Origin of the sequence: Paenibacillus psychroresistens (assembly GCF_009728935.1) — a bacterium.
GTDB lineage: Bacteria > Bacillota > Bacilli > Paenibacillales > NBRC-103111 > Paenibacillus_AC > Paenibacillus_AC psychroresistens.
In genome coordinates this window covers 6,262,807-6,287,727 of record NZ_CP034235.1, presented here as the reverse complement: position 1 = coordinate 6,287,727, position 24,921 = coordinate 6,262,807, and the positions used below count along the sequence as shown (strand labels likewise).

Sequence of the window (24,921 nt, the reverse complement as noted above, 5' to 3'; positions counted from 1 at the left end):
CGATGGGCAAACCTACTGGCTTTATTGAATTCACTCGTGAAGTTCCAAAAGAAGATGACCCGCTGCTGCGGATTAGTCATTATGAGGAATTTCACCAGCATTTTTCGGAAGAAAAGCTCCAAACGCAAGGCGCTCGCTGTATGGATTGTGGAATCCCTTTCTGTCATACAGGTAAATTAATTAGCGGGATGGCAGCTGGCTGTCCTGTTAATAACTTGATTCCAGAGTGGAACGATTTGGTTTACCGTGGACAATGGAGAGAGGCACTCGATCGTTTGCATAAAACGAATAACTTCCCTGAATTTACGGGAAGAGTTTGCCCCGCACCGTGCGAAGGTTCATGTACAGTGGGCTTAAACGGCTCCCCTGTAACGATTAAGAATATCGAGCGCTCGATTATTGATAAAGGCTTTGACGAAGGCTGGGTTGTTCCAGAACCACCTGTTCATCGCACAGGTAAGAAAGTAGCTGTTATTGGTTCAGGTCCTTCAGGGTTAGCTTGTGCTGCACAATTGAATAAAGCCGGTCATCTGGTAACAGTATTTGAGCGTTCCGATCGTGTCGGCGGTTTGTTGATGTACGGAATTCCAAACATGAAGCTGGATAAACAACACGTTCAACGCCGTGTTGAGGTATTAGCTGCTGAAGGAGTAACTTTCATCACCAGCACAGAAGTGGGTAAGGATTATCCAGCTGAGAAATTACTTCAGGAGTTTGATTCGGTTGTATTGTGCGGTGGAGCTACAAAAGGACGCGATTTGCCAATTGAAGGCCGCGAATTAAAGGGCATTCATCTAGCGATGGAATTTCTGCATAAGAACACAAAAAGCTTGTTAGACAGCAAACATGAAGATGGACAATATATTTCGGCTTCAGGTAAAGATGTTATCGTTATTGGTGGTGGTGATACCGGGACGGACTGTGTAGGTACTTCGGTACGTCATGGTTGTGCAACGGTTACCCAATATGAAATCATGGCTAAGCCTCCTGAGAAACGTGCTGGCAACAATCCTTGGCCAGAATGGCCAAAGGTTTACAAAATGGATTACGGCCAAGAAGAAGCTGCTGCTAAATTTGGCGGGGATCCACGTCAATACCTGATTTCCACCAAGAAATTTGTTGGCGATGATAATGGACATGTGAAGGAATTGCATACCGTTCTTATTGAATGGAAAAAAGATGATAATGGTCGTTTCGGACCTGTTGAAGTTCCAGGCAGTGAGAAGGTTTATCCGGCACAGCTTGTGCTTCTTGCAATGGGCTTTATGGGACCTGAGAATAGTCTTTTGGATCAGCTAGGCGTGGAGAAGGATGAACGTTCCAATGCTAAAGCTGAATATGACAAGTTTTCAACAAATGTAAAAGGTGTGTTCACTGCAGGAGATATGCGTCGTGGTCAAAGCTTGGTTGTATGGGCTATTAATGAAGGCCGCGCGGCTGCTAGAGAATGTGATCGTTATTTGATGGGCTCTTCCAATTTGCCATAAAAACAGTTACGATAAAGAGGAATCGTTAACGAGCACCCCATTCAAGTGGGGAATTCGTTAGGGGCTCCTCTTTATTATTCTACTAGATTCTGTAATTCTACTAAAGGAGTTAACTTCTATGATGTATAGCAATATTTTATCTAAAGAGGAGCTTGAAGCTTTATTAACTCCTGAAGAATTAGAGGTATTTAAAACCGAACAGCAAGATACTGTCGAGCATGAGCTTATGTTGAACCCTGCTCATTTATTATTGGCTTTACGGGAATTAGAAGATACGGTTGGGCGATTAACAGCAAGAGTAGGGCAGTTAGAAGATCAATTAGCTTTAAAGCCGTTGCTCCTAGAGCCAGAAATTCTGCAAGTAGTTAATAAAGTCATCGAGACCGCTTTATTCGAAATGCCTATAGTAGGATTAGAAGCTAGTTTGGACAACAACGAATTAGATGATGACACAGTGGTAACAGACTATAGGGATGTAATCCTATCCAATGAACTAGATGAGCAACAAACTGAAATAGAAGCTGAAACTTACATAGAACCTGAGTTCGAACCACAACTAGAGGATCAAATCGAGCTCAAAACAGAAGAACTAAACGAGCAAGAAGTGATAGATGAGCTAGTTGAAATAGATGAGCTGGAAGAAAATATGGAGATATCCGAGGATGAAAAAGCTATGTTATTAGCAAGTGACTCGGAAACTATTGGTGATGAGGCAGATTCGTTAGTTGAATCAGATTCCAACCATGAACCTGATCGACTAGATGAATCCGAGCAAATTTCGGAAACAGGCTTATACTCTACTGACACTCCGCAAGAATCTAGCTTAATCTCCAGATCAGCTCGCCATCGAGAGCGCAAACCATCGTTTATGAGCAGATTACTTAAGTAACCTTGAAAAGATAAACATACGAGATCGTATTCCGAAGCAAACTTTAGGGAGTGTTCATAATGGAATTAAATATAGCTCAGCTTAGTGAAATTGGTAGTGTTATGAACAAACGAGCCGGAGAGGTTATTTTTAGCGAAGGTGAGCCAGGGCATGAGATGTATGTAGTAATTAGCGGACAAGTTGAAATTACTATACAACAGGAATCTAGATCGATTGTTTTAGGGCAAGTGGATGAGGGCGGGTTTTTTGGAGAAATGTCTTTGCTTGAAGGCATGCCGCGCAGTGGAACGGCAAAAGCAGTTGTATCCACTCAGCTAGTGGTTCTGCAGCAAGAATCCTTCCGCCAGTTTATGACTAGTGACAGTGAGTTGGCGTGGCAAGTGATGAATGGTCTATCAACTCGCTTGCGCAACCAAAATCGGGAATTTGCCCAAAGATTAGGCAAAGATTTGCAAGATGTAGCGGATCAATTGAATTCAAGTGCTCAAGGAATTTCAGGAACCATTAAGCAAATAGCAGCATCTGCAGAAGAGATTGAATTAAATGAACAGCAATTGGCCCATAATATAACAGAAATCAAAGATATCTCCAAGGAAATTAGTGAATCCCTTATGTTTATTGGCAAGGTAGCTCAGCAAACCAAGGTTTTTGGGTTGAATGCATCTATTGAGGCGGCGCGAAGCGGAGAATTTGGTAGAGGCTTTGGTGTAATTGCTGAAGAAATTCGTAAACTATCCGAGGTTTCCCGTCAAAATGCTGAGAAAATGAATAACCTGACCTTACAAATCAATGCTAAAATGGAGCAAGTTACTAAAGCTTCTAATACCAGTACTCAGAAAAGCCAAGAGCAGTCTTTGGCTACCCATAACATGGTCACATCTGTTGATGAAGTGGCAGGCATGGCGAATAAATTAGCCAATATTGCAAATTCACTATAAGAAGCTAGAATCAATTGAGGGATCCAATATGCCAGAATTACATTTGCAATTGAAGCAAGCAAAACCAGATTTTCAGCAACAGATTGAACCGGATCTGCAACAATTTGCACATCAATGGGTATGTGATATTCAACCCATTGATGATGGATATCTGTTGTTGCCGGAAGTTATGATGCGCAAGCATGGCATCTTTGTTTTTTTTATCGAAGAAGGCTGTAAGGTTTGTAGAGAAGAAGATGCCACCTCTTGGGAGGATTTTCTGCTGATGAACCTTGCCCATACCTTAGCCGAACGCCATAATGCAATCTTGAAGATAGATGGAGAAGGCAAATCCATAGATGTGGCGCCTGACAATTATGCGACCTTTGACCATTATGTGGAGACAGTGCTGGAACGCTATGATGACGTCGTTAAGGATATGAAAAAATATTGGTTGTACACCCATCGCAATCGATCTTTAAGGTAATCATCCACGCCCCTAGCATGTTGCTGAGGGTTTTTTTTAACCAATAATACGGCTAACGGGCAATTTGTTCCATTGTTGCCCGTTAGCAGTAAAGAAGCGGAGTTTTGAATCATGGAGCAAGTAAAAATGTTGATTGACCGATTAATAACAGAACAATCCTTAGTACAGGGGACATTAAGCAATCTTCGGAAAAAAACACCAGATCAAGCTACAAAAGTCCAAATTAAACCCGTTCAGCTGAAGGGCAAACAACACTATCAGTTTACTTTTACAGTGGGAGCGAAAGTCCTGCATGAGAATATTGCCGCCGAAGAAGCGAGTGATAAATTGTTAAAGCTGCTTCGTGATGAGTTCAAACAGGCCTTGCTGCAAGCGAAGGATGCGGATTATCAAATCCTCGCTAATAAACCTACCAAAGCATCCATATTGAAGAAAAGTGCAAGTAAGGCTGCTGCACCTGTGGAGCTTAGCCACAATCGCAAGAAAAATTACTTGCTAAATGAAGGGGAAGTAGTCCCTTTTCTTATAGAGCTTGGTGTGATGAATTCGCAAGGCAAGGTGCTGGCAGCTAAGTATGATAAGTTCAAGCAGATCAACCGTTTCTTGGAGATGGTTGATGATGTTGTGCCGCATTTACAGCGTGACAGACAGCTGGAGATTATTGATTTTGGCTGCGGGAAGTCTTATTTAACATTTGCCTTATATCACTATTTAGTAAACACTCAGAAGCTGAATGTTCGAATGATTGGCTTGGACTTAAAAGCAGATGTTATTGCAACTTGCAGTACTTTGGCTGCAAAGCTAGGGTATGAGAATTTGATTTTTCGTTTAGGAGATATAAATGATTATTCCGATTCGGAGCATGTGGATATGGTCGTAACCTTGCATGCTTGCGATACTGCAACAGATGCGGCTTTAGAAAAAGCAGTACGCTGGGATGCAGCAGTCATTCTTTCTGTTCCTTGCTGCCAGCATGAGTTATATGCTCAGGTAAAGAATGATGCGCTTATTCCGATGCTGCAGCATGGCATTATTAAGGAGCGTTTTGCAGCATTAGCGACGGATTCCTTGCGAGCACAGCTGCTTGATCTCATGGGCTATAAAACACAAATTATCGAATTTATCGATGTAGAGAATACACCAAAAAATCTGCTTATTCGCGCTGTAAAACAGGTTCAAGATCTAGAAGCTGCCGATGACCATCTCGATCAGAAAGCTAAAGAATATCTAACCTTCAAGCAAATGCTACAAATAACGCCTTATTTGGAGAAGGGATTAAGCGATCGATTGCAGCCGATTTTTGATAAGGTGACGCAAAATAAATATAACAGGCAAAATAATTAGTTTTTCAACCGATAAAGAAACAATTTCGTTATTAGATACATCTTTTTCTTTAATCTGCTTCAATAACCTTTGAAAATGGAACTTTAGCGAAATTTTGGCGTTGATAAAGTAACTCTGGCGTTAATAACGCAGATTATTCTTAAAAATCGAGAATTATTATGCTTTTAATCAAAAATAAAGAAAATTTGGTATGATATAATGAAAATTTTTCTATATTTCTTTAATTGCCAAGATGCTCCATATCGTCTTAGCAATGGTACAAGAATAATCGAATTTGAATGAAACCAAAGGCAATAAGCACCGTAAAATTAGATAGTAATTAACAGGTAAATGATTTAATTATTAAACGAAAGTTACTAAACTACGAAAGGAGGTGAGTCAATTGGATTTCACCATCGATATAACATGGATAACGATATTACTGGGGATTACGAGCTGTTTATTCGGCTACTTTGCCTTAAGTCCTTTGTTATATGGTCCATCAAGTCGTGTGATGAGCTTAAAAGGATTTTTCTTGAAAATGATCCCCAATGGGCAGCTGTTATCCAGCTCTAATCGTAGATTAGGAAATATCCGTAGAAGAAAACCCAGCTTAAGAATGATTAAAACCTCGTCTTTAGCAGAAGAAGCGTCGCCAACCCCCTTGTTGTTTAGCCCAAGCAATACCAAAACAAGGGAGGAATTTCTATGTATTCATGGTTTTATCCAATCGCTGCGATCTTGCAGCCTGTACTCACCTTCTTTTTCAATCTGACCCAAGATTGGGGTTTAGCTATTATCATTTTTACCTTATTTATCAAGTCCACGTTATTCTTTCTCAACCTACGCGTAGCACGTCAGCAGGTCAAGCAAGCTAAGCTTCAGCCTCAATTGCAAGAGCTCCGCAAACAAAGCAAGGATGATCCTAAAAAGCTTGCGGAAGCTAATCTACAATTATACAAAGAAAATGGGATTAAGCCATTCTCTACTATAGCTGTAGCGCTGCTGCAAATGCCGATTTTTATGGGTATGTATGGACTGTTTGTGCTTCACGGTGGTGCCATGACCTCTATGCTGGTTCCGTGGGTTGCAACACTTGCGCATGCGGATAGCTCGCATATTATGCCATTTCTTGCAGCGGCATTAACGTTTGCATCAAGTATGATTCCATTAACAAGTGAAATGAGTTTACAAACTTCTACACGGCAAAAGCTGGGAATCTCCGTATTCGCATCGACGATTTATATCTTTATGATGTGGCGCTCGCCGATTGCTCTAGGACTCTATTGGGCAACAAGCTCTCTATATGGATTGCTAGAAAGATGGTTTTATCGGACAAATGTGGGTAAAAACCTACTTTTACGCTAAAATAACTTTCCAACATATAACAACAATGGTAGTATTAAAAAAGGTCTATAAATGAGAGAAATTTGGAGGGGACACATGAGTACATCGATTGTACAGCTTAAAAATGTAACGAAAAAGATTGGCAGTAAAACCATTATAGACGGTTTAAGCTTTGAAGTGCCAAAAGGCGAGGTATTCGGATTTCTAGGTCCCAATGGTGCTGGTAAAACAACAACGATCCGGATGATGGTTGGACTTATGAGAATCACCGAAGGTGAAATTCTAATTGATGGGCACAGCATAACGAAGGATTTTGAAAAGGCAATTTCTAAGGTAGGCGCTATTGTTGAGAATCCAGAGATGTACAAGTATCTAACTGGGTATCAGAATCTAGTCCATTTTGCGAGAATGTCAGCTGGAGTTACTAAAGAACGGATTCAAGAAGTAATAAAGCTAGTAGCTTTAGAGAATCGGATTAACGACAAGGTGAAAACCTATTCCTTAGGGATGCGTCAAAGATTAGGTGTTGCTCAAGCGTTATTAGCAAGACCTTCCTTGCTAATTCTTGATGAGCCGACCAATGGTTTGGATCCAGCAGGGATTCGTGAGCTGCGTGATTATCTGCGTAAGCTTACTCAGGAGGAAGGGATCTCCGTAGTCGTTTCCAGTCATCTATTATCTGAAATGGAGCTTATGTGTGACCGTGTAGCGATTATTCAGAATGGTAAGCTAATTGATGTGCGTTTGATCAAAGAGTATACCAATGATGGCGATAAGAGCAAGGTTGTCTTCGAAGTCAATGATAAAGAGCTGGCTATTCGTGTGCTCGCAACTAGTCCTTTCACTGCTACCACTATACCGGATGGTTTGGAGTTCGCAATTGATCGCGATCAAATTGCTGAATTGAATACTTTGTTGGTTTACGGTGGAGTCAAGGTTTACAGTATCAAGACGATCACTCAAACTCTTGAGGATAAATTCTTGGAAATGACGGGGAGTGATCAAATTGCTTAATCTTATCTTAAACGAAAATATGAAAATTTATCGTCGAATACGTACTTGGATTTTGGTAGGACTTGTGCTCATTGTGGAAGGTTTAGCATTCTGGATTTATAATGAGAGCGGCGGACAGCCCTATGATCATACTCTATGGGGTGGAGTTCTGTTTATGTCAAATTTAACGATTGCAGCTTTGTTTGCAACTATTATAATAGCGGCTGATTCTGTGGCTGGTGAGTTTAGCGGTGGAACGATTAAGCTATTATTGATCCGGCCTGCAACCCGAACCAAAATACTCTTATCTAAATATCTTTCTGTTTTTGGCTTTTTATTGTTTTTATTTGTAATTTTATTCGTGACGTCGTTTATTGTATCGGGTTTAATGTACGGTTTTGGTTCTACAACAGAATTGTATAGTTATATGGGGAAAGGCAATGTTACTCATCATATCTCATTGGCAAGCCAGACCTTTCGCTCCTATGGTTTTAGTTGCATTCTAATTGTTATTATCATATCTTTATGTTTTATGGTTTCTAGCGTATTTAGAAGCAGTGCGATTGCTATCACGATATCTATCGTATTGTTTTTTGCAGGAGCCATTATCGGAGGCATTATCAGCCAATTTAAATGGGCGAAATATTACCTTTTCTCAAATGTAGACTTACAGATTTATCTTACTGATCAAATTCCAATTCCAGGATCAGGTATGACGCTAACCTTTTCCATTATTGTATTGCTTGTTTATTTTATCATCTTTAATGGTCTTTCTTGGTTTGTTTTCAAGAAAAGAGACGTGGCTTCTTAAGCCCTGATTTCCAAATAAAGCATAAATCAATCAAGCGCTGTTCGTCTAAATCGACGAGGCGCTTTTTTGTTGTCTCCGCCCTTGGTCTAGGGAAAGAATGCGACCTTTGTGAATTAATAAACCATCCCTCGGTCCATTCTTGACCGTGCTGTATATCAAGTATGCTAAGGATACAGAAATGCTTGCAAAGTAAGTTTTCTAAGAAATATCCAAGGAGGATAAAGATGACTAAGCCAATTGTACAGATTCGCAATGTTAGTAAGAAGATAGGTGCCAAAACAATTATTGATCAGCTGAGCTTTGAGGTTCCCAAAGGTGAGGTGTTCGGTTTTCTTGGACCTAATGGTGCAGGGAAAACAACAACGATTCGAATGATGGTCGGATTGATGAAGATCAGTGAAGGTGAGATATTGATTGATGGAGTAAGCATTACTAAGGATTTTGAGAAGGCTATTGCCAAAGTAGGAGCTATTGTCGAGAATCCAGAGATGTATAAATATTTAACCGGGTATCAAAACCTAGTGCATTTTGCGAGAATGTCGCCTGGGGTCACGAAAGAACGTATTCAGGAAGTTATTACTTTGGTTGCTTTGGAGAATCGGATTAATGATAAAGTCAAAACATATTCGTTAGGCATGCGCCAAAGATTAGGTGTTGCTCAAGCGCTTCTACATAAGCCATCTTTATTAATACTCGATGAACCAACCAACGGTTTAGATCCAGCGGGGATTCGTGAGCTGCGTGATTATTTGCGGAGATTAACTCGTGAGGAAGGCATATCTGTAGTGGTATCCAGTCATCTTCTATCAGAAATGGAACTGATGTGTGATCGCGTTGCCATTATCCAGAATGGAAAGCTGGTCGATGTTCGCTTAATTAAGGATTATTTCAATGAAGGGGATCAGAATAAGGTTGCTTTTGAAGTGGATCAGCCGGAGCTTGCTCTAAGGGTTTTTAGTGAAAAAACTTCACAAGTGGCTTTCGTTAAAAATGGACTTATCGAGCTTAGTTTAGACAGAGAGCAAATTGCAGAAGCGGTCGTTCTCATGGTTCAGAATGGTATCAAAGTTTATAGTATCAAACCAATCATACAATCGCTTGAGGACAAATTTCTGGAAATGACAGGGAGTGAGCAAATTGCTTAATTTATTAAGAAATGAGAATATGAAAATTTATCGCCGCCTTCGTACATGGATGCTAATTCTCCTATTAATTGCTTTGACTAGCACATTGCTTATTATCATTCACAATGAAACACCAGCCTTAAAGGATGGTAATTGGAAAGCTGAAGTGCAGGAACAAATTGCTGACGGCAAAAGTGCTCTACAAAGTGATAAAAATCTTCCAGAAGATATAAAAGCAGATATTACCGATGATATCAAAGAGAATGAATACCGATTATCTAATAACCTACCGCCATCTGATCGTTCTGTATGGGGAGGAGTACTGAACGCTGCTAATTTAATTATTATTGTAACTATTTTTACAGTAGTCATTGCTGCAGATAGTGTTGCCGGAGAATTTGGTGGTGGCACAATCAAGCTGTTATTAATTCGGCCAGCATCTCGCTCCAAAATATTGCTCTCCAAATATATTTCAATCTTGATTTTCTCCGTTTTATTGTTAGGGGTGCTGTTCGGAAGCTCCTTTCTCTTGTCAGGCTTCATGGAAGGATTCAAGGATATAGGCGTTTCACATATTTATACAGATAATGAGCATGTTATTCATCAGGTTAGTATTATTGGCCATGTTATCCAAACCTATGGATATAATTGTGTGGATTTAATTATGATTGTCACGATGGCGTTTATGCTATCTACCGTATTTCGTAGCAGCTCATTAGCTATTGGTATCTCTTTAGGGCTGCTTTTTGTAGGCTCAGGGATAGATGAATTGATTTCCCGATATAGCTGGTCCAAGTATTATTTGTTTACCAATACAGATTTATCCCAATATCTTAATGATAGTCCTCGTGTTGAAGGGATGACGTTACAATTCTCGATAGCCGTATTAGTTGTGTACTTTTTAGTCTTTAATTTATTGTCATGGTCTCTTTTTAAGAAAAGGGATGTTGCGGCTTAAATTCTGGATTTGATTCAAGCATTAAGGCAACACTTCCTATAGGGAGGTGATCTTGTGGTCTGGGTCATCATTGTGCTGCTGTTGTTCATTTTTCAAATTATGACTATTCTAGTTGCTGAGTTTCGTTACCCTTCTAAGACAGTGGCATGGTTGGTTATCCTCTTTATATTCCCGCTTATTGGATTTGTAATGTATTATTTTATGGCAAAAACGTATTCACAGAAGCGTAAATCGAAGCGTAAAGGCCAAAGGGTAATGAAGGAAATACGGCGTGATTTGCAAAAAATAGCTCAGCGGTCGGACGAAGCGGATGTGCCGCTGCATGGAGTTTGGAAGCATCAACGATTATTTGGACTGCTGCATAACTTGCCAGGATGTGTGATATGTAAACACAATTCGGTGACAACCTTCGCGGAGACTAAAGAGATGTTCGATGCGCTTAAATCAGCAATAGAGGCTGCAAAGGATCATATTCATTTTCAATTTTATACGATTCGCAATGACCTAATAGGTACAGAATTTCAACAGCTGTTGATTCGTAAAGCTCAAGAGGGTGTTAAGGTACGTGTCTTGTATGATGGGATAGGCAGCTATAGTCTTCCAAAAGGTTATGTTAAGGAGTTAACGGATGCGGGAGCTGAGGTACATAGCTTTCTGGATCCGTTGATTGCCTTTATCGATAAGCGTTTAAATTACCGCAATCATCGTAAAATTGTTGTGATTGATGGAACGGTTGGTTTTTTTGGCGGTGTCAATGTTGGTGATGAATATTTAGGAGGCAATCCTAAGCTAGGTTATTGGCGAGATACCCATTTTCAACTGGAAGGCAATGCGGTTTATTTTCTGCAGAATACTTTTTTAACGGATTGGTGTTTTGCCAGTGGAGCTGTGTTGTCGGATTCTAGATATTATCCAGAGCTGCTGGATAAAGAAAACAATCAGTGGGTGCAAATAGTTACCAGTGGCCCGGATGAGCATTGGGATGCGATTCTGGAGGTGTATTTTGCCGCAATTACGACAGCACAACAGCGGATACATATTGCTTCGCCTTATTTTGTGCCAGATGCCAGCATTTTTATGGCGCTCAAAATGGCGGCAATAAGCGGGATTGAAGTGAAGATTATTTTTCCATTGGTGCCGGACTCAGAGCTTGTTCACTTGGCTTCCTTGTCGTATATGGAAGAATTAATGCAGGCAGGGGTCGTTTTTTATCAATATGCAAAAGGTTTTATCCATTCCAAAATATTGATAATAGATGATACGATCGCTTTTGTAGGTACGGCGAATTTGGACATGCGCAGCTTTTTTAGCAACTTTGAATTGAATGCTGTGATGTTTGATAACAAGGTAATCGGCCAATTAGAAGCTGATTTCCGCCAGGATTTACTGGATAGCAAGCTAATGATCCTGGAAGAATTCCGAAAACGCTCGCGGTTTGAGAAAGCCAAGGAAGCTTTCGCTAGAACACTTTCTCCACTTTTATGAAATAATTGGATCGCATAGACTACTCTCATCATGCCCATAATAAAAATGCACTTATCCAAAATACTAGGTGGTGTAAAATGGCGGAGGATTGCGAGTCTTGTGTGGATGGGGAACATGAAGGCAGAGAAGATCACTATATGGATATTGATCGGATGATTAATGAAGGGCTTGGCGGTGGTAATGTTACTCCTCATAATGGCTTAATCGAGGAATCTACAACGGAAACCATGGATGAGACCGAATGAATTTAGATGCTGCTCTGTCGACAAGCAAATTGTTGGCTGGAGCGGCATTTTTACATTTTAATGATGATTCAACTTGGTATGTATACCTTGCTACATTGCTGGCAGACAGATATAATAAGTTCAACAATAGACGGAGGTTGAGTAGCTTGCCTGTAAACGATGAGTTTGGATTAATTCGGCAATGGACGAATCCTTATCAGACAGCTGCTATGCAAAAATCACTGGGAGTTGTTGTCGGCATTGGGGATGACGCTGCAGTTGTAGAAATGAAAGCTGGGTTCCAGCTTGTCCTTTCTAGTGATACTATGGTACAGGACATACATTTCAATGAAAAGACCATGCGAATGTCAGATGTTGGCTTTAAGGCAATGGCCGCAGCTTTAAGTGATTTGTCTGCTATGGGAGCTATCCCGAAATATGCTTTAGTATCATTAACTTTGCCCAAGAACGCGGATATAACATTATCTAAGCAATTATACGAGGGTTTATATGCATGTGCCGATCAATTCGGCGTGGCAATTGTTGGTGGAGATACGACTTCAACACTTGGAGGATGGGTCGTCACTATACAGGTCACGGGTGAAATTGAAGCGGGAATGGCGTTATTGCGTTCCACAGCTAGCCCTGGGGATATCGTTTTTATAACGGGGCCGTTAGGATGTTCAGCCGCAGGCTTGGATTATTTAAACACGGAATCTCCCTTAAAACTTGATTTGAATCAATCAGAATCTATTGAGCGATTAATTGAAAAGCATCGGCGTCCACTGCCTCAAATTCTTGCTGGTCGTACTTTATTACATAGCGGCAGCTGTCATGCGCTGAATGATATCAGTGACGGATTAGCAAGTGAGGCATGGGAAATTGCAGAGGCTTCAAAGGTTGGAATATTGTTGAATGAAGCCATGATTCCTCGGAACCCTGATCTAATTCTGTATGCAGAGCTGGCAGGAAAATCTGCAATGGACTGGATTCTGTACGGTGGTGAGGAGTATCAATTAATTGGAACCGCTCCAAAGTCACAGGTAGCGTTTATTGAACAAGAGTTTAAAAAGAACCAGCTGGATTATCATATTATTGGAGAGGTTACGGAGCTCTTCGCAGGTGTGCGCTTGCTTCAGCTGGATGACATTGAAGTAGAGATTGCGAAAAAAGGATATAACCACTTTGCCTAAGGGGATGAGTTAGTGATGACCAAGCGAACGGTTTATCGTTTTCAAGCGAATTCACTCAAGGATACAACGAGATTAGCGGAACATTTATCGGCGTATATGGATCAAGGTGCTGTTATTGCCTTGGATGGTGATCTAGGTGCTGGTAAAACAGCCTTTTCACAGGCTGTAGCACGATGTCTTGGCGTGGTGGACACGGTGAATAGCCCGACATTCACGATTATTAAAGAATATCAAGGTCGCTTGCTGCCATTCTATCATATGGATGTATATCGAATTACGGAACTAGAAGCAGAGGAATTAGGGCTTGATGAATATTTTTATGGTGAAGGTGTGACGATTGTCGAATGGGCTAATCGCATTGAAGCGCTTATGCCGGCGGAGCGTCTATCTATTTATATAGAGAATCTAGGTCCAGTGGAGCGAAGCTTTCTGTTAGTTCCTTCTGGTGAGAAATATCAAAATTGGTGCGAAGCTTTAAAGGAGAACAAATTATTCTATGATCCAGATAAATTGGAATGACCCCAAGGCACATTTCCCAGGCCGGATACTGGCGTTGGACACCTCAACTGCTGCAATGTCCATTGCCATACTTGAACAAGGTCAGCTTATACAAGAAACACATATTCATGCAGATCGTACGCACTCTTTACATTTGATGCCAATGATTCAAGAACTAATTAAATCAGTTGGGATGAAACTATCCGATTTATCAGCAATAGCTGTTGGTGTTGGACCAGGTTCATATACGGGGGTACGTATTGGTGTAACAGCTGCGAAAACATTGGCATGGACGCTTAAAGTACCCATAATTGGTGTCTCAAGCTTAGAAGCAATGGCATTGGGAGCAGCTGCCTCGGAGACATCAGTACCAAAAGAGGAGCCTCATTGGATTGTTCCACTAATGGATGCACGACGTGCTCAAGCTTATACCGGCTTGTATAGCCTAAACGGAGAGCAATGGGAATGTTTAGCCATAGATGGAATACGTTTAGTTGAACGATGGTTAGCTCAGCTTGCTCAATCGGTTCAAGTGGAGCGGCAGGTTAAGCTACAGACTAGCCCCGTACGGATTTCATTTGTAGGTGAAATGGCATCATTTCTCGAGATTCTTCAGCCATTCGTTTTATTGGATTCTTCCTTAACTCAGATAAAAGATGTTGAAATATCAGCTTTATATATTGGATTGTTAGGCTCCCTGCGTTTGGCAGCTGGGAAACAAGATGACGTTCATCAAATCATTCCCAATTACACTCAATTAACCGAAGCAGAAGCCAATCTATTGGCAAAGTCGCATTGAAAGGATGTGGAGTGGCTTGAATGAACAAAGAGGACAACACCCTCTGACAACAAATGAACATCAGTCTACACTCGAGTTTCGTTCTATGCGGATTGATGATATTCCTGCTATCTGTGAAATTGAAATTGAAGCATTCGCGACGCCTTGGACTAAAGAAGCCTTTAATAATGAACTGACAAATAATCATTTTGCTAAATATATGGTCATGGAATTGTCTGGGGAAGTTGTCGGTTATGGGGGGATGTGGCTGATCGTAGATGAGGCGCATGTTACCAATATCGCAGTTGCTGCACCGTATCGCGGACGCAAATGGGGTGAACGTCTGCTCATCGAGCTGCAAAAAACAGCCTCGTATATGGGTGCCGTTAGGATGACATTAGAGGTACGTGTATCGAATTCGATTGCGCAACGCTTGTATGGGAAACTAGGATTTTATCCAGTGGGAACCAGGCGGGGGTATTATTCAGATAATAATGAGGATGCCATAATCATGTGGGCAGAGCTGCCTAAATATGAGAGTGGTAATTGAGTAAAAGAGAAGTCCGAATAGAAAGTGAAGTGCAGGGAATGCCTACTTATATTATGGCCATCGAGACCAGCTGCGATGAAACATCCGTAGCAATTATTGAGAATGGGACTGTGATTCGTTCCAATATTGTTTCCAGCCAAATTGAAACCCACCAGCAATTCGGTGGAGTCGTGCCAGAAATTGCTTCTCGTAAACATGTCGAGATGATTACTTGGATTATTGAAGAGGCATTAAAGGTAGCTCAGCTTGAATTAAGTGATTTATCAGCGATTGCTGTAACCCAAGGGCCAGGACTTGTCGGTGCTCTATTGGTAGGTATTATTGCAGCTAAATCCCTATCCCTAGCCTTGGATATCCCGCTTATCGGCGTTCATCATATTGCAGGTCATATTTATGCTAATCAACTGGTACACACACTGGAGTATCCATTGATATCATTAGTGGTATCTGGAGGGCATACGGAGATTGTTTACATGGAAGCGCCAGGACAGTTTAAAATCATTGGGAAAACGCGTGATGATGCAGCAGGTGAAGCGTATGACAAGGTAGCTAGAGCATTAGGCCTACCGTATCCAGGTGGTCCATTTCTGGATCGTTTGGCTCAAGAGGCTGAGGAAAGTATACCTTTACCTCGAGCTTGGTTGGAATCGGATAGCTATGATTTCAGCTTTAGCGGCTTGAAATCAGCCGTGCTTTCGGTAATTAATCAAGCGAAGATGAAAGGATTAACCTTGAACTCTGGGCATGTAGCCAGGGGGTTTCAAGAATCCGTAGTTGAGGTTGTTGTCGAAAAAGCCTTGCGTGCGGTAAAAGCTTATGGTGCTAAACAATTGATATTGGCTGGTGGTGTAGCGGCAAATCGTGGACTTCGTGAACGCTTAACAGCTAGCTGCGAGAAGCTGGAAATTCCATTATTGATACCACCACTTAATTTATGTACAGATAACGCTGCCATGATTGGAGCTGCTGCATTTCTGAAATGGGAGAAGCAGCAATTTGCTTCCTTGGATCTAAAGGCGGACCCCTCTTTATCATTAGAGGCTTGGTCTGTTTAATTGCCCCTCATTTCGAGCATCCGATCAGGACAACTCATGACTTATCTGGACCGTTTTCTAACTTTGCCTCGTGCAATGCGGAAGCGGTCTTATTTTAATCGAGTTAAAGGAATTCACTTTGCGATGTAGAACAATTAAAGCTAACTACCTAGAGACATTAATGCAGACAACGTTCGCTCGAGGTAAATAAGCCATTGGGAAGTAAAAGCCATGATAAAGAACCTCAAGCTCAAAACGAAGCTCATCCTCACCTATGTATTTACGATCGTGATCCCTCTAATGATCATTGGTGAAATTATTCTGAATGTCTCTGGCGAGCAAATTCTGTATCAAGCCACTGAAACGGCAGTCGACTCCTCAAAACAAGTCAACCATAATATCAAAGAATTATTCCTCCAGTATGCTGATATTTCCAACCGGCTTTTTTACGACCAAACGCTGAAAAGCTACCTTAATCCCAATAAACAGTACGATGGTGTGCTCGAGAGTATCAATGCCTATGAAAGCTACCTGAAGCCAATCGCTTATTATGATTTCAACCTCAGAAACAATTTTGCCACGATGAAAATATTCTTTTTGAACAAAACATTGGTCCAGGATTTTAACAATTATATTTTTGCAGACGATGATATTAGGAATACAGAGGAATATAAAAGAGCAGAAGCTGCCAATGGCTTGATTACCTGGGGGTATCATGACCATAGCATTTATTTGGCGCGTGCTTTGAGTGATGTTAATAATGAGCCGATTGGTGTTGTGTCGATTGAAATTCCGGAGAAATGGGTGCTTTCACTAATTGAGGAGAGCCGCAAGGAAGATAAGCTCATCATGGTTTCAGATACTGAAGGCAAGGTGATTTCCTCAAACGATCGCAATTTAATTGGCAGTTCGATTGGGGACAAGCCGTATTTTGCAGGAATGATGGAGCATGATATTGGCAGTCTGGATTATAAAGCCGAAGATTATAAAATTATCTATAACACCATCAGTGGCGATAATTCCTTGCCCAAATGGAAGGTTATTACGTTGATACCGGTTAACAAGCTGCTCGAGCAAGAGCGGAGAATTAAACAAATTGGCATTACGGTTTGCTTAATCAGCTTGCTGGTTTCCTGTGTTATTTTTCTATTCCTCTTAGGGAAAATTACAAAGCGGATTAAAACACTTGAGCTAGGGATGCAGCGTGTAAAAGAAGGTGAGTTTACGACGGTTGCCGATTCAGGTCCACTTGATGAAATTGGTGTGATGACGCGGAATTTTAATACGATGGTTGAAAGCCTTAAACGGCTTATTTATGAGAATTATGAAGCGAAGCTTGAGCTGAAGGAAATTGCTTTGAAAAAACGTGAAGCCGAGCTCTACGCACTGCAAAATCAAATCAATCCGCATTTTCTGTTTAATACACTTGAGTCGATTCGGATGAAAATCATCAATGTCGGCGATAATGAAAGCTCGTTAATGGTTTTAAATTTGTCAAAAATCCTCCGGAAAAGCCTGAATTGGCAAGGTGAAATGATCCAGCTCGCAGAAGAACTGGAGTTTGTCCGCAACTATCTGGACATCCAGAAATCGCGATTTAAGAACAAAATTAGTTATGATATTGTCGCTGCAGATGAATTGTTGGAGATCATGATTCCCAAGCTCATCATTCAGCCTATTGTCGATAATGCGATTAAACACGGGATTGAAAACAAGCGCGGCAAAGGCTTAATTCACATTCATATCTTTGTGGAAGAAGGCAGACTGATAGTAAGTGTAGCAGATAATGGGAAAGGAATGAGCACGGAAATCCTCGAACGCTTGCGGAGCGAGCTTGCTGGAAGTGAGCTTTTTACCAAAAAAACAAGCATCGGCATCAAAAATGTCAATGATCGCATTAAGCTGCATTATGGTGCTATTTATGGGTTGTTGGTGGAAAGTATTCAGCATGAAGGCACGACTGTGACAATTATTTTGCCTGAACCTCCACAAGAAAACCTTTAGATAAAATTTAGGGGAGTCCATAATTTTTCAAATCATCATGTAGAATTTATGGGATGTTATCCTATGCAAATATTTGTACTATTTAGATGTAAAGTAAGCGCTATACAAATTGCATGGGGAGGTTTTTTTGTGAAAAGAACGAATTTTTTATCAGCAATGATTATCTCAGCATTAGTAGTAGTCCTTGTTGTAGGCTGCAGCAAAAGTACTACAAGCGATGAAGAAACCAAAGTGGCTGCAACAGCAGCGCCTAGCACTGCAGCTACAGAATCAGCTGCACCTGCTGAAGAAACAGCACCTGCCAAAGAGCCAGTAACTCTAAAATGGTTCGGTAGCCAGGTAAATAAGGCTTTAACTGAGAATATTCAGAAGGACCCTGTTATGCAGGAAATCACTAAAAAGACTGGTGTTACTTTGGATTTTGAACCCTATATGAGTGGTGACTTGATTGCAAAAGCAAGCGTTGCCATTGCCAGCGGTGACCTTCCAGACGTTTTTGTTTTTGGAAATCCTGAGCTAAGAAGCAAGCTGCTAACAGCAAAAACACTTATTCCTCTAGACGACCTGGTGAAAACAAATGCACCTGATTTAATGAAAAATGGCGAATATGCCTTGAAATTGAGCAAACTGATGCGTTCTGGCGGCGAAGATAAGCTGTACTTCATTCCAGGTGGAATCAACACCTCTGACTTTGATCCACAGTATCAACAGAATACATGGAACATTCGTTGGGATTTGTATAAAAAGCTAGGTAAACCTGAGCTTAAAACTCATGATCAGCTGCTTAAAGTAATGAAGGATATGCAGAACCTTGAACCAACTAATGCTAATGGCAAGAAAAACTATGCATTTGGGTTGTTCTTTTCTGAAGGCTGGGGCTCATGGGTTATTGATAAAGCAATCGCTAATAATGCAGGGATGCAAGCTGTAGGATCGTATACTGTATATCGTGATGTAGAGAAGGATGTCTTGCTTCCGCGTTTGACTGATCCTGACAACGTCTTCTGGAAATCAATGAAATTCTACAATAAAGCCTATCAAATGGGTTTACTTGATCCTGAATCAGCTACGATGAAATTTCAGAATTTAGCGGATAAAGGTAAAGAAGGCAGATACTTTGCAGCTCCGGCAAACTGGCTGCTAGGTGGAGCTGACCAGAACTTCATCGCGACAGGATCGCCTGAAAAAGGCTATGCTCCTTTCCTGGTTGATGCTAAATCAGATTATTTATATCTAGTTGCACTTAGTGAAGGTGGTAATCAATTTGACTTCTCCATCACTAAAGCTAACAAACATCCTGAAAGAGCAATGGATGTGATTAACTTCTTGGCTAGCTTCGAAGGCGAAGAGCTGATCTACAATGGTGTTGAAGGTGTAAATTGGAAGATTGAGAATGGTATTCCTAAGTTGACAGAAGAGGCAATCAAGGGAATCAAATCGGATCCGGATTATTCAGAAAAATCAGGCACAGAGAAATATAACAATCTACTTGTTATGTCAGCTCTCAAGGATCCTAAAGGATATTTTGCCCGATTCAAAAATATTCCAGGGACGATCGAGCAATTAATGACTGATGTACAGAAGGATTTCAGTAAAGAAATGGGCATCGATTACCCAACCCAATTCATCGAAAAAATCCCGCATTATGAAGTTTCAACTTCATTACTGCAATCGATTCAACCGGTACCAGGCTCTGACATTGCGAGCTCAGAAGCGAAAATCGGCACTTACGTTGAAAACACAGCAGCTAAAGCTATTTTTGCTAAAAACGATGCAGACTTTGAAAAGGCTAAATTGGATTTTATCGCAGATATTAAAGCAATGGGTGCGGATAAAGTATTCGAATACAACAAAACAAAATATGAAGAAATGAAAACTAAAGTTGCCGCAATGAAATAATTGCCATGCACAATTCTTATAGCTCCTGACATACGCGTCGGGAGCTATAAAATTATCAAGAATGGAGTCGGTATGATGATTCACTATAGTTCAAACGAACAAAGATGGACTATATCCAATACAAGCGCTACTTACATCGTCGGACTTCGTGATAATAAATGCCACCATCTGGGCTACATTCCAAATGCTTTTACCGAGCAAATGGAGGAGTGGATTAAGCCTCAGAAGGAGTTTCAGCCTGAATCAGAGGTACATGTCAATTATGGCAGCCGTGTTCATCATCATGGAGCAAGATGGCTGGGTTGTAACGCTAGCAGTCGGGCAGAATACCAAAGTCATACGATCGAAGAGCTTGAAGAGAGTCAAATTTTAACGATTACGTCGCTGGATTCTGTTTCTGGTCTTGTAATAAACAATCATTATACCATTTATACAAATTCACCAGCATTAGTTAGATCAGTTACTCTACGGAATATAGCAAATTTACCGATTGATATTCAGCATTTAGGCTCCTTTTCAATCTATGGCATGCCGTTTTTCACTGCAGAGCCCCCTGGTAAAGAAATTATTATTCACAGCTTTCCTACTTCATGGTGCTGGGAGGGTCAAACACAGAGCATGACCGCAGAAGAGGCAGGGCTGTTTCATAAAAATAGTCTAGGCAGCTGGCACATAGAGAGTACGGGTTCGTGGTCTTCAAAAGAATATATGCCCTTCTTTGTGATTGAACAAAAGGCGCTCGGGATCTTCTGGTGTGTCCAAATTGAGCATTCCGGCTCGTGGAGATTTGAAATAAGCGGCACAGGTGTTAGTGAAAATGGACTTTATATGCAAGGTGGATTAGGTAATTATGCTAATGCCCACTGGATGAAGCGGCTTTTGCCGGGTGAAGAGTTTTCATCGCCAAAAATATCTTTAGCTTGTACTCAAGGTACGATTGATAATGCTTTTAACGCAATGCACCAGCATCGCGCTCAAGTGCTGATTCAACGAAGCATTAACGACAGAAGCTTTCCGGTTATTTTCAACGAGTGGATTTCTACTGAAGGCAAGGTTAGAGAAGAGACCGTGCATGCTCATCTTGATGCGTTAGATGGTTTGGGAGTCGAGGTATATGCGATTGATGCTGGCTGGTATTTTCCGTTTGTCAAAGAAATTGATTGCAGCCTCTGGTATTTGTACGCAGGAGATTGGGAGCCGGATGCGGGGAGATTTCCTTCAGGTATCACAAAAACAGTGGAGAGAATTAAGCAAAAAGGCATGATCGCCGGCATTTGGCTGGAAATTGAAGTAGCTGGCACTGAATCACGTGCCTATTACGATTATGAACAACTGTTTATGAAGACAGATTATGGCGTTCTTGAAGATAACACAAGGCGATTTCTCTACTTTGGTTATGCGGAAACGAGAGCTTATGCTACAGCAGTAGTTGAGAAGCTGATAAAAGCTGGATTTGGTTATTTTAAAATTGACTACAATAATGATTTAGGCTTGGGCTGTATGAATGCTGGAATTAGTCTGGGGCATGGACTTGTTGAGCATGTTCGCGGTTATTATGGGTGGCTGGATAGTATGCGTAATAAATATCCTGAGGTCATTTTCGAAAATTGTTCCAGTGGTGGCAACAGACTCGATTATGGGATGCTCGCTCGTTCAGACTTAGCTTCGATTACCGATCAAGCCGATTGGTTTCGTTTAAGCCGTGTTTTTTATGGGGTTAGTAAATATATTCATCCTTCGCAGATGGGGAATTGGTCCGTGGTTAAGCCCGATATCAGTGTGAAAGAGCTCGTATTTCGTTTGACAAATTCAATGCTGGGGCGGATGCACCTTAGTGGATTGATTGAGCAGCTTGCATCTGAAATGAAGGAAATTGTGGCTCAGGCGATTCAATTCTATAAAAAGTGGCGGGATATTCTCAACGACGTCAGTGTTTACCATCATACGGAGGATGTATCGCTGCAGCAACTTGATGGCTGGCTGATCCTGCAAATGAATAATGCTACAAACACTAAGCTATGTGTCGGTGCCTGGAGACTTGCTGATAAGCAAAATTGTCGAACTGTCAAAATAACCGGAATTGACCCATCGAAGCTTTATAAAGTCACATCGTTTCCAGAATCAGTTGAGAAAATAATAAGTGGAAAATTGTGGGCTGATCAATTCTCAATTGAGCTGGAGTCAGAATTTAGTTCAGTGATATATGGCATAGAGCAAATAAGAAAGGCAGATGAGGTATGAGCAGCTTTGAATATAAAGGGGTCAAAACCAAGCAAATTTCGTTCCCTCTTGGCGGTTTAGGAACTGGGTGTATCGGGCTTGCAGGCAATGGAGATCTAATTGATTGGGAGATTTATAACAAACCCAATAAAGGGGGGACTAATGACTTTACACATTTTGCTGTCAAGGCAGAAGCGAATGGGAAATTAGTTGATGCAAGAATCCTTGCAGGCGACCTTGGTCCTCCGTATATGGGCGGAATGCGGGGACCGAAGACTAATCTGTTTGGTTTTGGTCCATCAAGAGCGACGATGGCAGGGGTCCCACACTTCAAAAATTTGACCTTTACTGGCGAGTTTCCCATTGCGACTGTGCTTTATTCAGACGAGTATTTTCCAGGTGAGATTACGTTGACAGCGTTTAACCCGTTCATCCCTTTGAATGACGCTGACTCTTCGATTCCTGGTGCATTTTTCGAGCTTGAGGTCACCAATACAGCTGCTGAAGAAATGACTTATACGTTTTGTTTATCGCTTAATAATCCATTAACTAAAGGAACCACCATAAATACTTATCAAAAAACAGACTCTACTCATCTGATTAAGCTTGCATCCAGTAAACATACGGAAGCTGAATTCGGTTATGGAGATCTTACTTTAGCCACAGATGGGGAGACTGTCAGTTATCAGGAGTATTGGTATCGAGGTGGAGGAGTAGATAATGTCGAAACATTTTGGCGTGAGTTTACTGCAGTTGAGCCATTGAGGAATCGCAATTATGCAGTGGCGGGTACTGATGCTACTGATGACGTCTGTTCAATGACAGTAAGCATTATTATACCAGCAGGTGAGTGTAGAAAAACTCGGTATATGATCGCGTGGAATTTTCCGAATTGTCATAATTATTGGAATCTTGAAAGTCCTACCGAGCCGCTAAAGATTTGGAAAAACTACTATGCTTCCTTGTTTGCAGATTCTACTGAGAGCGCTAGGTATGGCTTAAATAATTGGGAGCGGCTTTTCGCTGAAACGCTGGCATTTAAAAAGGCATTATTTAATTCGACTTTGCCCGAAGCTGCTATTGAAGCGATTTCGGCAAATATCTCTATTCTTAAATCACCAACATCACTTCGTCTTGAGGATGGCTCTTTTTATGGCTGGGAGGGCTGTTTCCCGGATACGGGCAGCTGTGAAGGGACCTGTTCTCATGTTTGGAATTATGCGTATGCGCTGCCATTTTTGTTTCCAAAGCTGGAACGTTCGATTCGAAATCTGGATTACCAATATAATCTTCGGGATTCTGGGAGCATGGCTTTTCGCCTGCAATTGCCGCTTGGTAGGGAGCGTTTCAGTTTTCGAGCGTGTGTTGATGGACAAATGGGTGGTGTAATCAAAGCGTATCGCGACTGGAAAATATCTGGTGACACAGTATGGTTGAAGTCAATTTGGGAGCCATTGAAAAAATCTTTAGAGTTTGCATGGTCGCCTGAGAATGAAGATTACTGGGATGAACATAAAACCGGTGTTATCTCTGGGGTGCAGCATCATACCCTTGATGTCGAAATGTTTGGAGCAAATTCATGGCTAAATGGATTCTATCTTGCGGCGCTTAAGGCTGCTTCTGAAATGGCGGATCATTTGGGAGAAGCGGATAAAGCCTTGGAGTATGGGCAATTATTCGAACGCGGCAAACAATGGACAGACGAAAATTTGTTTAATGGCGCTTACTATTATCAAAAGATTGATCTCAAGGACAAAACCTTGCTTGATCGCCTGCAAGCTGGTGAATCCTTAATGGGCAAGAACACCGATGACGTCTACTGGAACTCCGAAGCAGAGGAAATTAAATACCAGATTGGTGAGGGCTGCGGCATTGACCAGGTAGTAGCCCAATGGCACGCTAACTTGTGTGGGCTCGGTGAAATCTTTGACCGCAACCAAACCAGACAAGCCTTGCAATCGATCTATAAACATAATTTTAAAAAGAGTATGAGAGAGGTTTTTAACCCTTGGCGGATTTTCAGTATTAACGATGAAGCGGGTACGATGATTTGCGATTGGCCAGAGGGAGCTGTAAAACCGGCTATACCTTTATCTTATGCTCAAGAAACAATGAGCGGCTTCGAATATCAATTTGCCGTTCACTTGATTCAGGAAGGCTTTATTGACCAAGGAGTGGAAGTCGTTAAAGCTATTCGAGATCGCTACGATGGCGAAAAACGCAATCCTTGGAATGAGATAGAGCACGGCAGCAACTACTCGCGCTCGATGGCAAGCTATGCTTTATTGAATGCCTTCAGTGGGTTTGAATTTAACCTGCCACTGCAGATGATTGGGTTTAATCCGGTGCAGCTAGATGAGCAAGGAAGCTTTCAAAGCTTCTGGTCGCTCGATTCTGCTTGGGGCGTCTTCAGCATACAGCCAGGGCGAGTTGAGCTTAGCGTCTTATATGGTGAACTGACATTAAAAGAGCTGAAGCTCGCTTTCTTAGCAGGAGTAGAAGTTACCGGGATTTCTCTAGAAGGTGAAGCAATTCCCTTCATTCGTAACTCTATAAGCTTACTATTCTCACAAGCCGATACTATTTCTAAAGACAGTAGTTTAGTAATTGAGCATGAGTAACGCATATTGGACAAATTGACACAATAATTTCCAGGACTTCAGGTGCGAAATTTTCCTTTCAGACCTGTATCCCCTTTAC

The 24,921-nt window shown here is 41.4% G+C and carries 22 protein-coding genes; all 22 read left to right on the top strand.

Annotated features, from left to right (window positions below):
* Nucleotides 1–2: 2 nt before the first annotated feature.
* The 22 genes from EHS13_RS28525 (at nt 3) to EHS13_RS28430 (ending at nt 24,842) form a co-directional block, all read left to right on the top strand.
* A complete protein-coding gene (locus EHS13_RS28525; RefSeq protein WP_155703632.1) occupies nt 3–1,487 on the top strand; it encodes a glutamate synthase subunit beta in 1,485 nt (494 codons plus the stop codon).
* A 118-nt stretch (nt 1,488–1,605) separates the two neighbouring features.
* Nucleotides 1,606–2,376 (top strand): hypothetical protein, encoded by a 771-nt coding sequence (locus EHS13_RS28520; RefSeq protein WP_155703631.1) that lies wholly within the window; start codon nt 1,606–1,608, stop codon nt 2,374–2,376.
* Between the two features lie 59 nt (nt 2,377–2,435).
* Nucleotides 2,436–3,314: a methyl-accepting chemotaxis protein gene (locus EHS13_RS28515; RefSeq protein WP_155703630.1), complete on the top strand. Its 879-nt coding sequence runs from the start codon at nt 2,436–2,438 to the stop codon at nt 3,312–3,314.
* Between the two features lie 28 nt (nt 3,315–3,342).
* Nucleotides 3,343–3,780: a hypothetical protein gene (locus tag EHS13_RS28510; protein ID WP_155703629.1), complete on the top strand. Its 438-nt coding sequence runs from the start codon at nt 3,343–3,345 to the stop codon at nt 3,778–3,780.
* A gap of 111 nt (nt 3,781–3,891) precedes the next feature.
* On the top strand, nt 3,892–5,124 hold the full coding sequence (locus EHS13_RS28505; protein WP_155703628.1) for a class I SAM-dependent methyltransferase: 1,233 nt from the start codon (nt 3,892–3,894) through the stop codon (nt 5,122–5,124).
* A 382-nt stretch (nt 5,125–5,506) separates the two neighbouring features.
* A complete protein-coding gene (locus tag EHS13_RS36315; protein WP_162463299.1) occupies nt 5,507–5,878 on the top strand; it encodes a hypothetical protein in 372 nt (123 codons plus the stop codon).
* A complete protein-coding gene (locus EHS13_RS28500; protein WP_155703627.1) occupies nt 5,812–6,471 on the top strand; it encodes a YidC/Oxa1 family membrane protein insertase in 660 nt (219 codons plus the stop codon). The genes EHS13_RS36315 and EHS13_RS28500 overlap by 67 nt, the downstream gene beginning before the upstream one ends.
* A 75-nt stretch (nt 6,472–6,546) precedes the next feature.
* On the top strand, nt 6,547–7,464 hold the full coding sequence (locus tag EHS13_RS28495; protein ID WP_155703626.1) for an ABC transporter ATP-binding protein: 918 nt from the start codon (nt 6,547–6,549) through the stop codon (nt 7,462–7,464).
* Complete coding sequence (locus EHS13_RS28490) at nt 7,448–8,254, top strand: ABC transporter permease (RefSeq protein ID WP_227013562.1); 807 nt, start codon at nt 7,448–7,450, stop codon at nt 8,252–8,254. The genes EHS13_RS28495 and EHS13_RS28490 overlap by 17 nt, the downstream gene beginning before the upstream one ends.
* A gap of 224 nt (nt 8,255–8,478) precedes the next feature.
* The gene (locus EHS13_RS28485; RefSeq protein WP_155703624.1) at nt 8,479–9,399 is read left to right on the top strand and encodes an ABC transporter ATP-binding protein; all 921 of its coding nucleotides are present in this window, start codon (nt 8,479–8,481) and stop codon (nt 9,397–9,399) included.
* 19 nt (nt 9,400–9,418) lie between these two features.
* On the top strand, nt 9,419–10,336 hold the full coding sequence (locus tag EHS13_RS28480; RefSeq protein ID WP_264373553.1) for an ABC transporter permease: 918 nt from the start codon (nt 9,419–9,421) through the stop codon (nt 10,334–10,336).
* A 54-nt stretch (nt 10,337–10,390) separates the two neighbouring features.
* On the top strand, nt 10,391–11,821 hold the full coding sequence (gene cls / locus EHS13_RS28475) for a cardiolipin synthase (protein ID WP_155703622.1): 1,431 nt from the start codon (nt 10,391–10,393) through the stop codon (nt 11,819–11,821).
* A 77-nt stretch (nt 11,822–11,898) separates the two neighbouring features.
* Nucleotides 11,899–12,066 carry a hypothetical protein gene (locus tag EHS13_RS36480; RefSeq protein ID WP_193571452.1) on the top strand — a complete coding sequence of 56 codons (168 nt, stop codon included), beginning with the start codon at nt 11,899–11,901 and terminating at the stop codon, nt 12,064–12,066.
* Nucleotides 12,063–13,238 (top strand): thiamine-phosphate kinase, encoded by a 1,176-nt coding sequence (gene thiL, locus EHS13_RS28470; RefSeq protein ID WP_155703621.1) that lies wholly within the window; start codon nt 12,063–12,065, stop codon nt 13,236–13,238. Before EHS13_RS36480 ends, thiL begins: the two co-directional genes overlap by 4 nt.
* A 15-nt stretch (nt 13,239–13,253) precedes the next feature.
* Nucleotides 13,254–13,757: a tRNA (adenosine(37)-N6)-threonylcarbamoyltransferase complex ATPase subunit type 1 TsaE gene (gene tsaE, locus EHS13_RS28465; protein WP_155705542.1), complete on the top strand. Its 504-nt coding sequence runs from the start codon at nt 13,254–13,256 to the stop codon at nt 13,755–13,757.
* Nucleotides 13,735–14,535, top strand: a complete 801-nt coding sequence (gene tsaB / locus EHS13_RS28460) for a tRNA (adenosine(37)-N6)-threonylcarbamoyltransferase complex dimerization subunit type 1 TsaB (protein ID WP_155703620.1) — start codon at nt 13,735–13,737, stop codon at nt 14,533–14,535. Before tsaE ends, tsaB begins: the two co-directional genes overlap by 23 nt.
* 85 nt (nt 14,536–14,620) lie before the next feature.
* The gene (gene rimI / locus EHS13_RS28455) at nt 14,621–15,064 is read left to right on the top strand and encodes a ribosomal protein S18-alanine N-acetyltransferase (protein ID WP_227014068.1); all 444 of its coding nucleotides are present in this window, start codon (nt 14,621–14,623) and stop codon (nt 15,062–15,064) included.
* Between the two features lie 38 nt (nt 15,065–15,102).
* Entirely contained in the window at nt 15,103–16,119 is a 1,017-nt protein-coding gene (gene tsaD, locus EHS13_RS28450) for a tRNA (adenosine(37)-N6)-threonylcarbamoyltransferase complex transferase subunit TsaD (RefSeq protein ID WP_155705541.1), read from the top strand.
* A gap of 210 nt (nt 16,120–16,329) precedes the next feature.
* The gene (locus EHS13_RS28445; protein WP_155703618.1) at nt 16,330–18,102 is read left to right on the top strand and encodes a sensor histidine kinase; all 1,773 of its coding nucleotides are present in this window, start codon (nt 16,330–16,332) and stop codon (nt 18,100–18,102) included.
* A 129-nt stretch (nt 18,103–18,231) separates the two neighbouring features.
* Nucleotides 18,232–20,001: an extracellular solute-binding protein gene (locus EHS13_RS28440; protein ID WP_162463298.1), complete on the top strand. Its 1,770-nt coding sequence runs from the start codon at nt 18,232–18,234 to the stop codon at nt 19,999–20,001.
* A gap of 72 nt (nt 20,002–20,073) precedes the next feature.
* Nucleotides 20,074–22,242, top strand: coding sequence for an alpha-galactosidase (locus EHS13_RS28435; RefSeq protein WP_155703616.1), 2,169 nt, complete (start codon nt 20,074–20,076; stop codon nt 22,240–22,242).
* The gene (locus EHS13_RS28430; RefSeq protein ID WP_155703615.1) at nt 22,239–24,842 is read left to right on the top strand and encodes a GH116 family glycosyl-hydrolase; all 2,604 of its coding nucleotides are present in this window, start codon (nt 22,239–22,241) and stop codon (nt 24,840–24,842) included. The genes EHS13_RS28435 and EHS13_RS28430 overlap by 4 nt, the downstream gene beginning before the upstream one ends.
* Nucleotides 24,843–24,921 lie beyond the last annotated feature (79 nt).

What these genes read in the sequence shown, in the direction of transcription:
- tsaE (WP_155705542.1), top strand. Translation starts at nt 13,254, where the DNA reads ATGACCAAGCGAACGGTTTATCGTTTTCAAGCGAATTCACTCAAGGAT.
- EHS13_RS28515 (WP_155703630.1), top strand. Translation starts at nt 2,436, where the DNA reads ATGGAATTAAATATAGCTCAGCTTAGTGAAATTGGTAGTGTTATGAAC.
- rimI (WP_227014068.1), top strand. Translation starts at nt 14,621, where the DNA reads ATGCGGATTGATGATATTCCTGCTATCTGTGAAATTGAAATTGAAGCA.
- EHS13_RS28520 (WP_155703631.1), top strand. Translation starts at nt 1,606, where the DNA reads ATGATGTATAGCAATATTTTATCTAAAGAGGAGCTTGAAGCTTTATTA.
- EHS13_RS28500 (WP_155703627.1), top strand. Translation starts at nt 5,812, where the DNA reads ATGTATTCATGGTTTTATCCAATCGCTGCGATCTTGCAGCCTGTACTC.
- EHS13_RS36480 (WP_193571452.1), top strand. Translation starts at nt 11,899, where the DNA reads ATGGCGGAGGATTGCGAGTCTTGTGTGGATGGGGAACATGAAGGCAGA.
- EHS13_RS28480 (WP_264373553.1), top strand. Translation starts at nt 9,419, where the DNA reads ATGAAAATTTATCGCCGCCTTCGTACATGGATGCTAATTCTCCTATTA.
- EHS13_RS28430 (WP_155703615.1), top strand. Translation starts at nt 22,239, where the DNA reads ATGAGCAGCTTTGAATATAAAGGGGTCAAAACCAAGCAAATTTCGTTC.
- EHS13_RS28495 (WP_155703626.1), top strand. Translation starts at nt 6,547, where the DNA reads ATGAGTACATCGATTGTACAGCTTAAAAATGTAACGAAAAAGATTGGC.
- EHS13_RS28445 (WP_155703618.1), top strand. Translation starts at nt 16,330, where the DNA reads ATGATAAAGAACCTCAAGCTCAAAACGAAGCTCATCCTCACCTATGTA.
- EHS13_RS28525 (WP_155703632.1), top strand. Translation starts at nt 3, where the DNA reads ATGGGCAAACCTACTGGCTTTATTGAATTCACTCGTGAAGTTCCAAAA.
- EHS13_RS28435 (WP_155703616.1), top strand. Translation starts at nt 20,074, where the DNA reads ATGATGATTCACTATAGTTCAAACGAACAAAGATGGACTATATCCAAT.
- thiL (WP_155703621.1), top strand. Translation starts at nt 12,063, where the DNA reads ATGAATTTAGATGCTGCTCTGTCGACAAGCAAATTGTTGGCTGGAGCG.
- EHS13_RS28485 (WP_155703624.1), top strand. Translation starts at nt 8,479, where the DNA reads ATGACTAAGCCAATTGTACAGATTCGCAATGTTAGTAAGAAGATAGGT.
- tsaB (WP_155703620.1), top strand. Translation starts at nt 13,735, where the DNA reads ATGATCCAGATAAATTGGAATGACCCCAAGGCACATTTCCCAGGCCGG.
- tsaD (WP_155705541.1), top strand. Translation starts at nt 15,103, where the DNA reads ATGCCTACTTATATTATGGCCATCGAGACCAGCTGCGATGAAACATCC.
- EHS13_RS28505 (WP_155703628.1), top strand. Translation starts at nt 3,892, where the DNA reads ATGGAGCAAGTAAAAATGTTGATTGACCGATTAATAACAGAACAATCC.
- EHS13_RS28510 (WP_155703629.1), top strand. Translation starts at nt 3,343, where the DNA reads ATGCCAGAATTACATTTGCAATTGAAGCAAGCAAAACCAGATTTTCAG.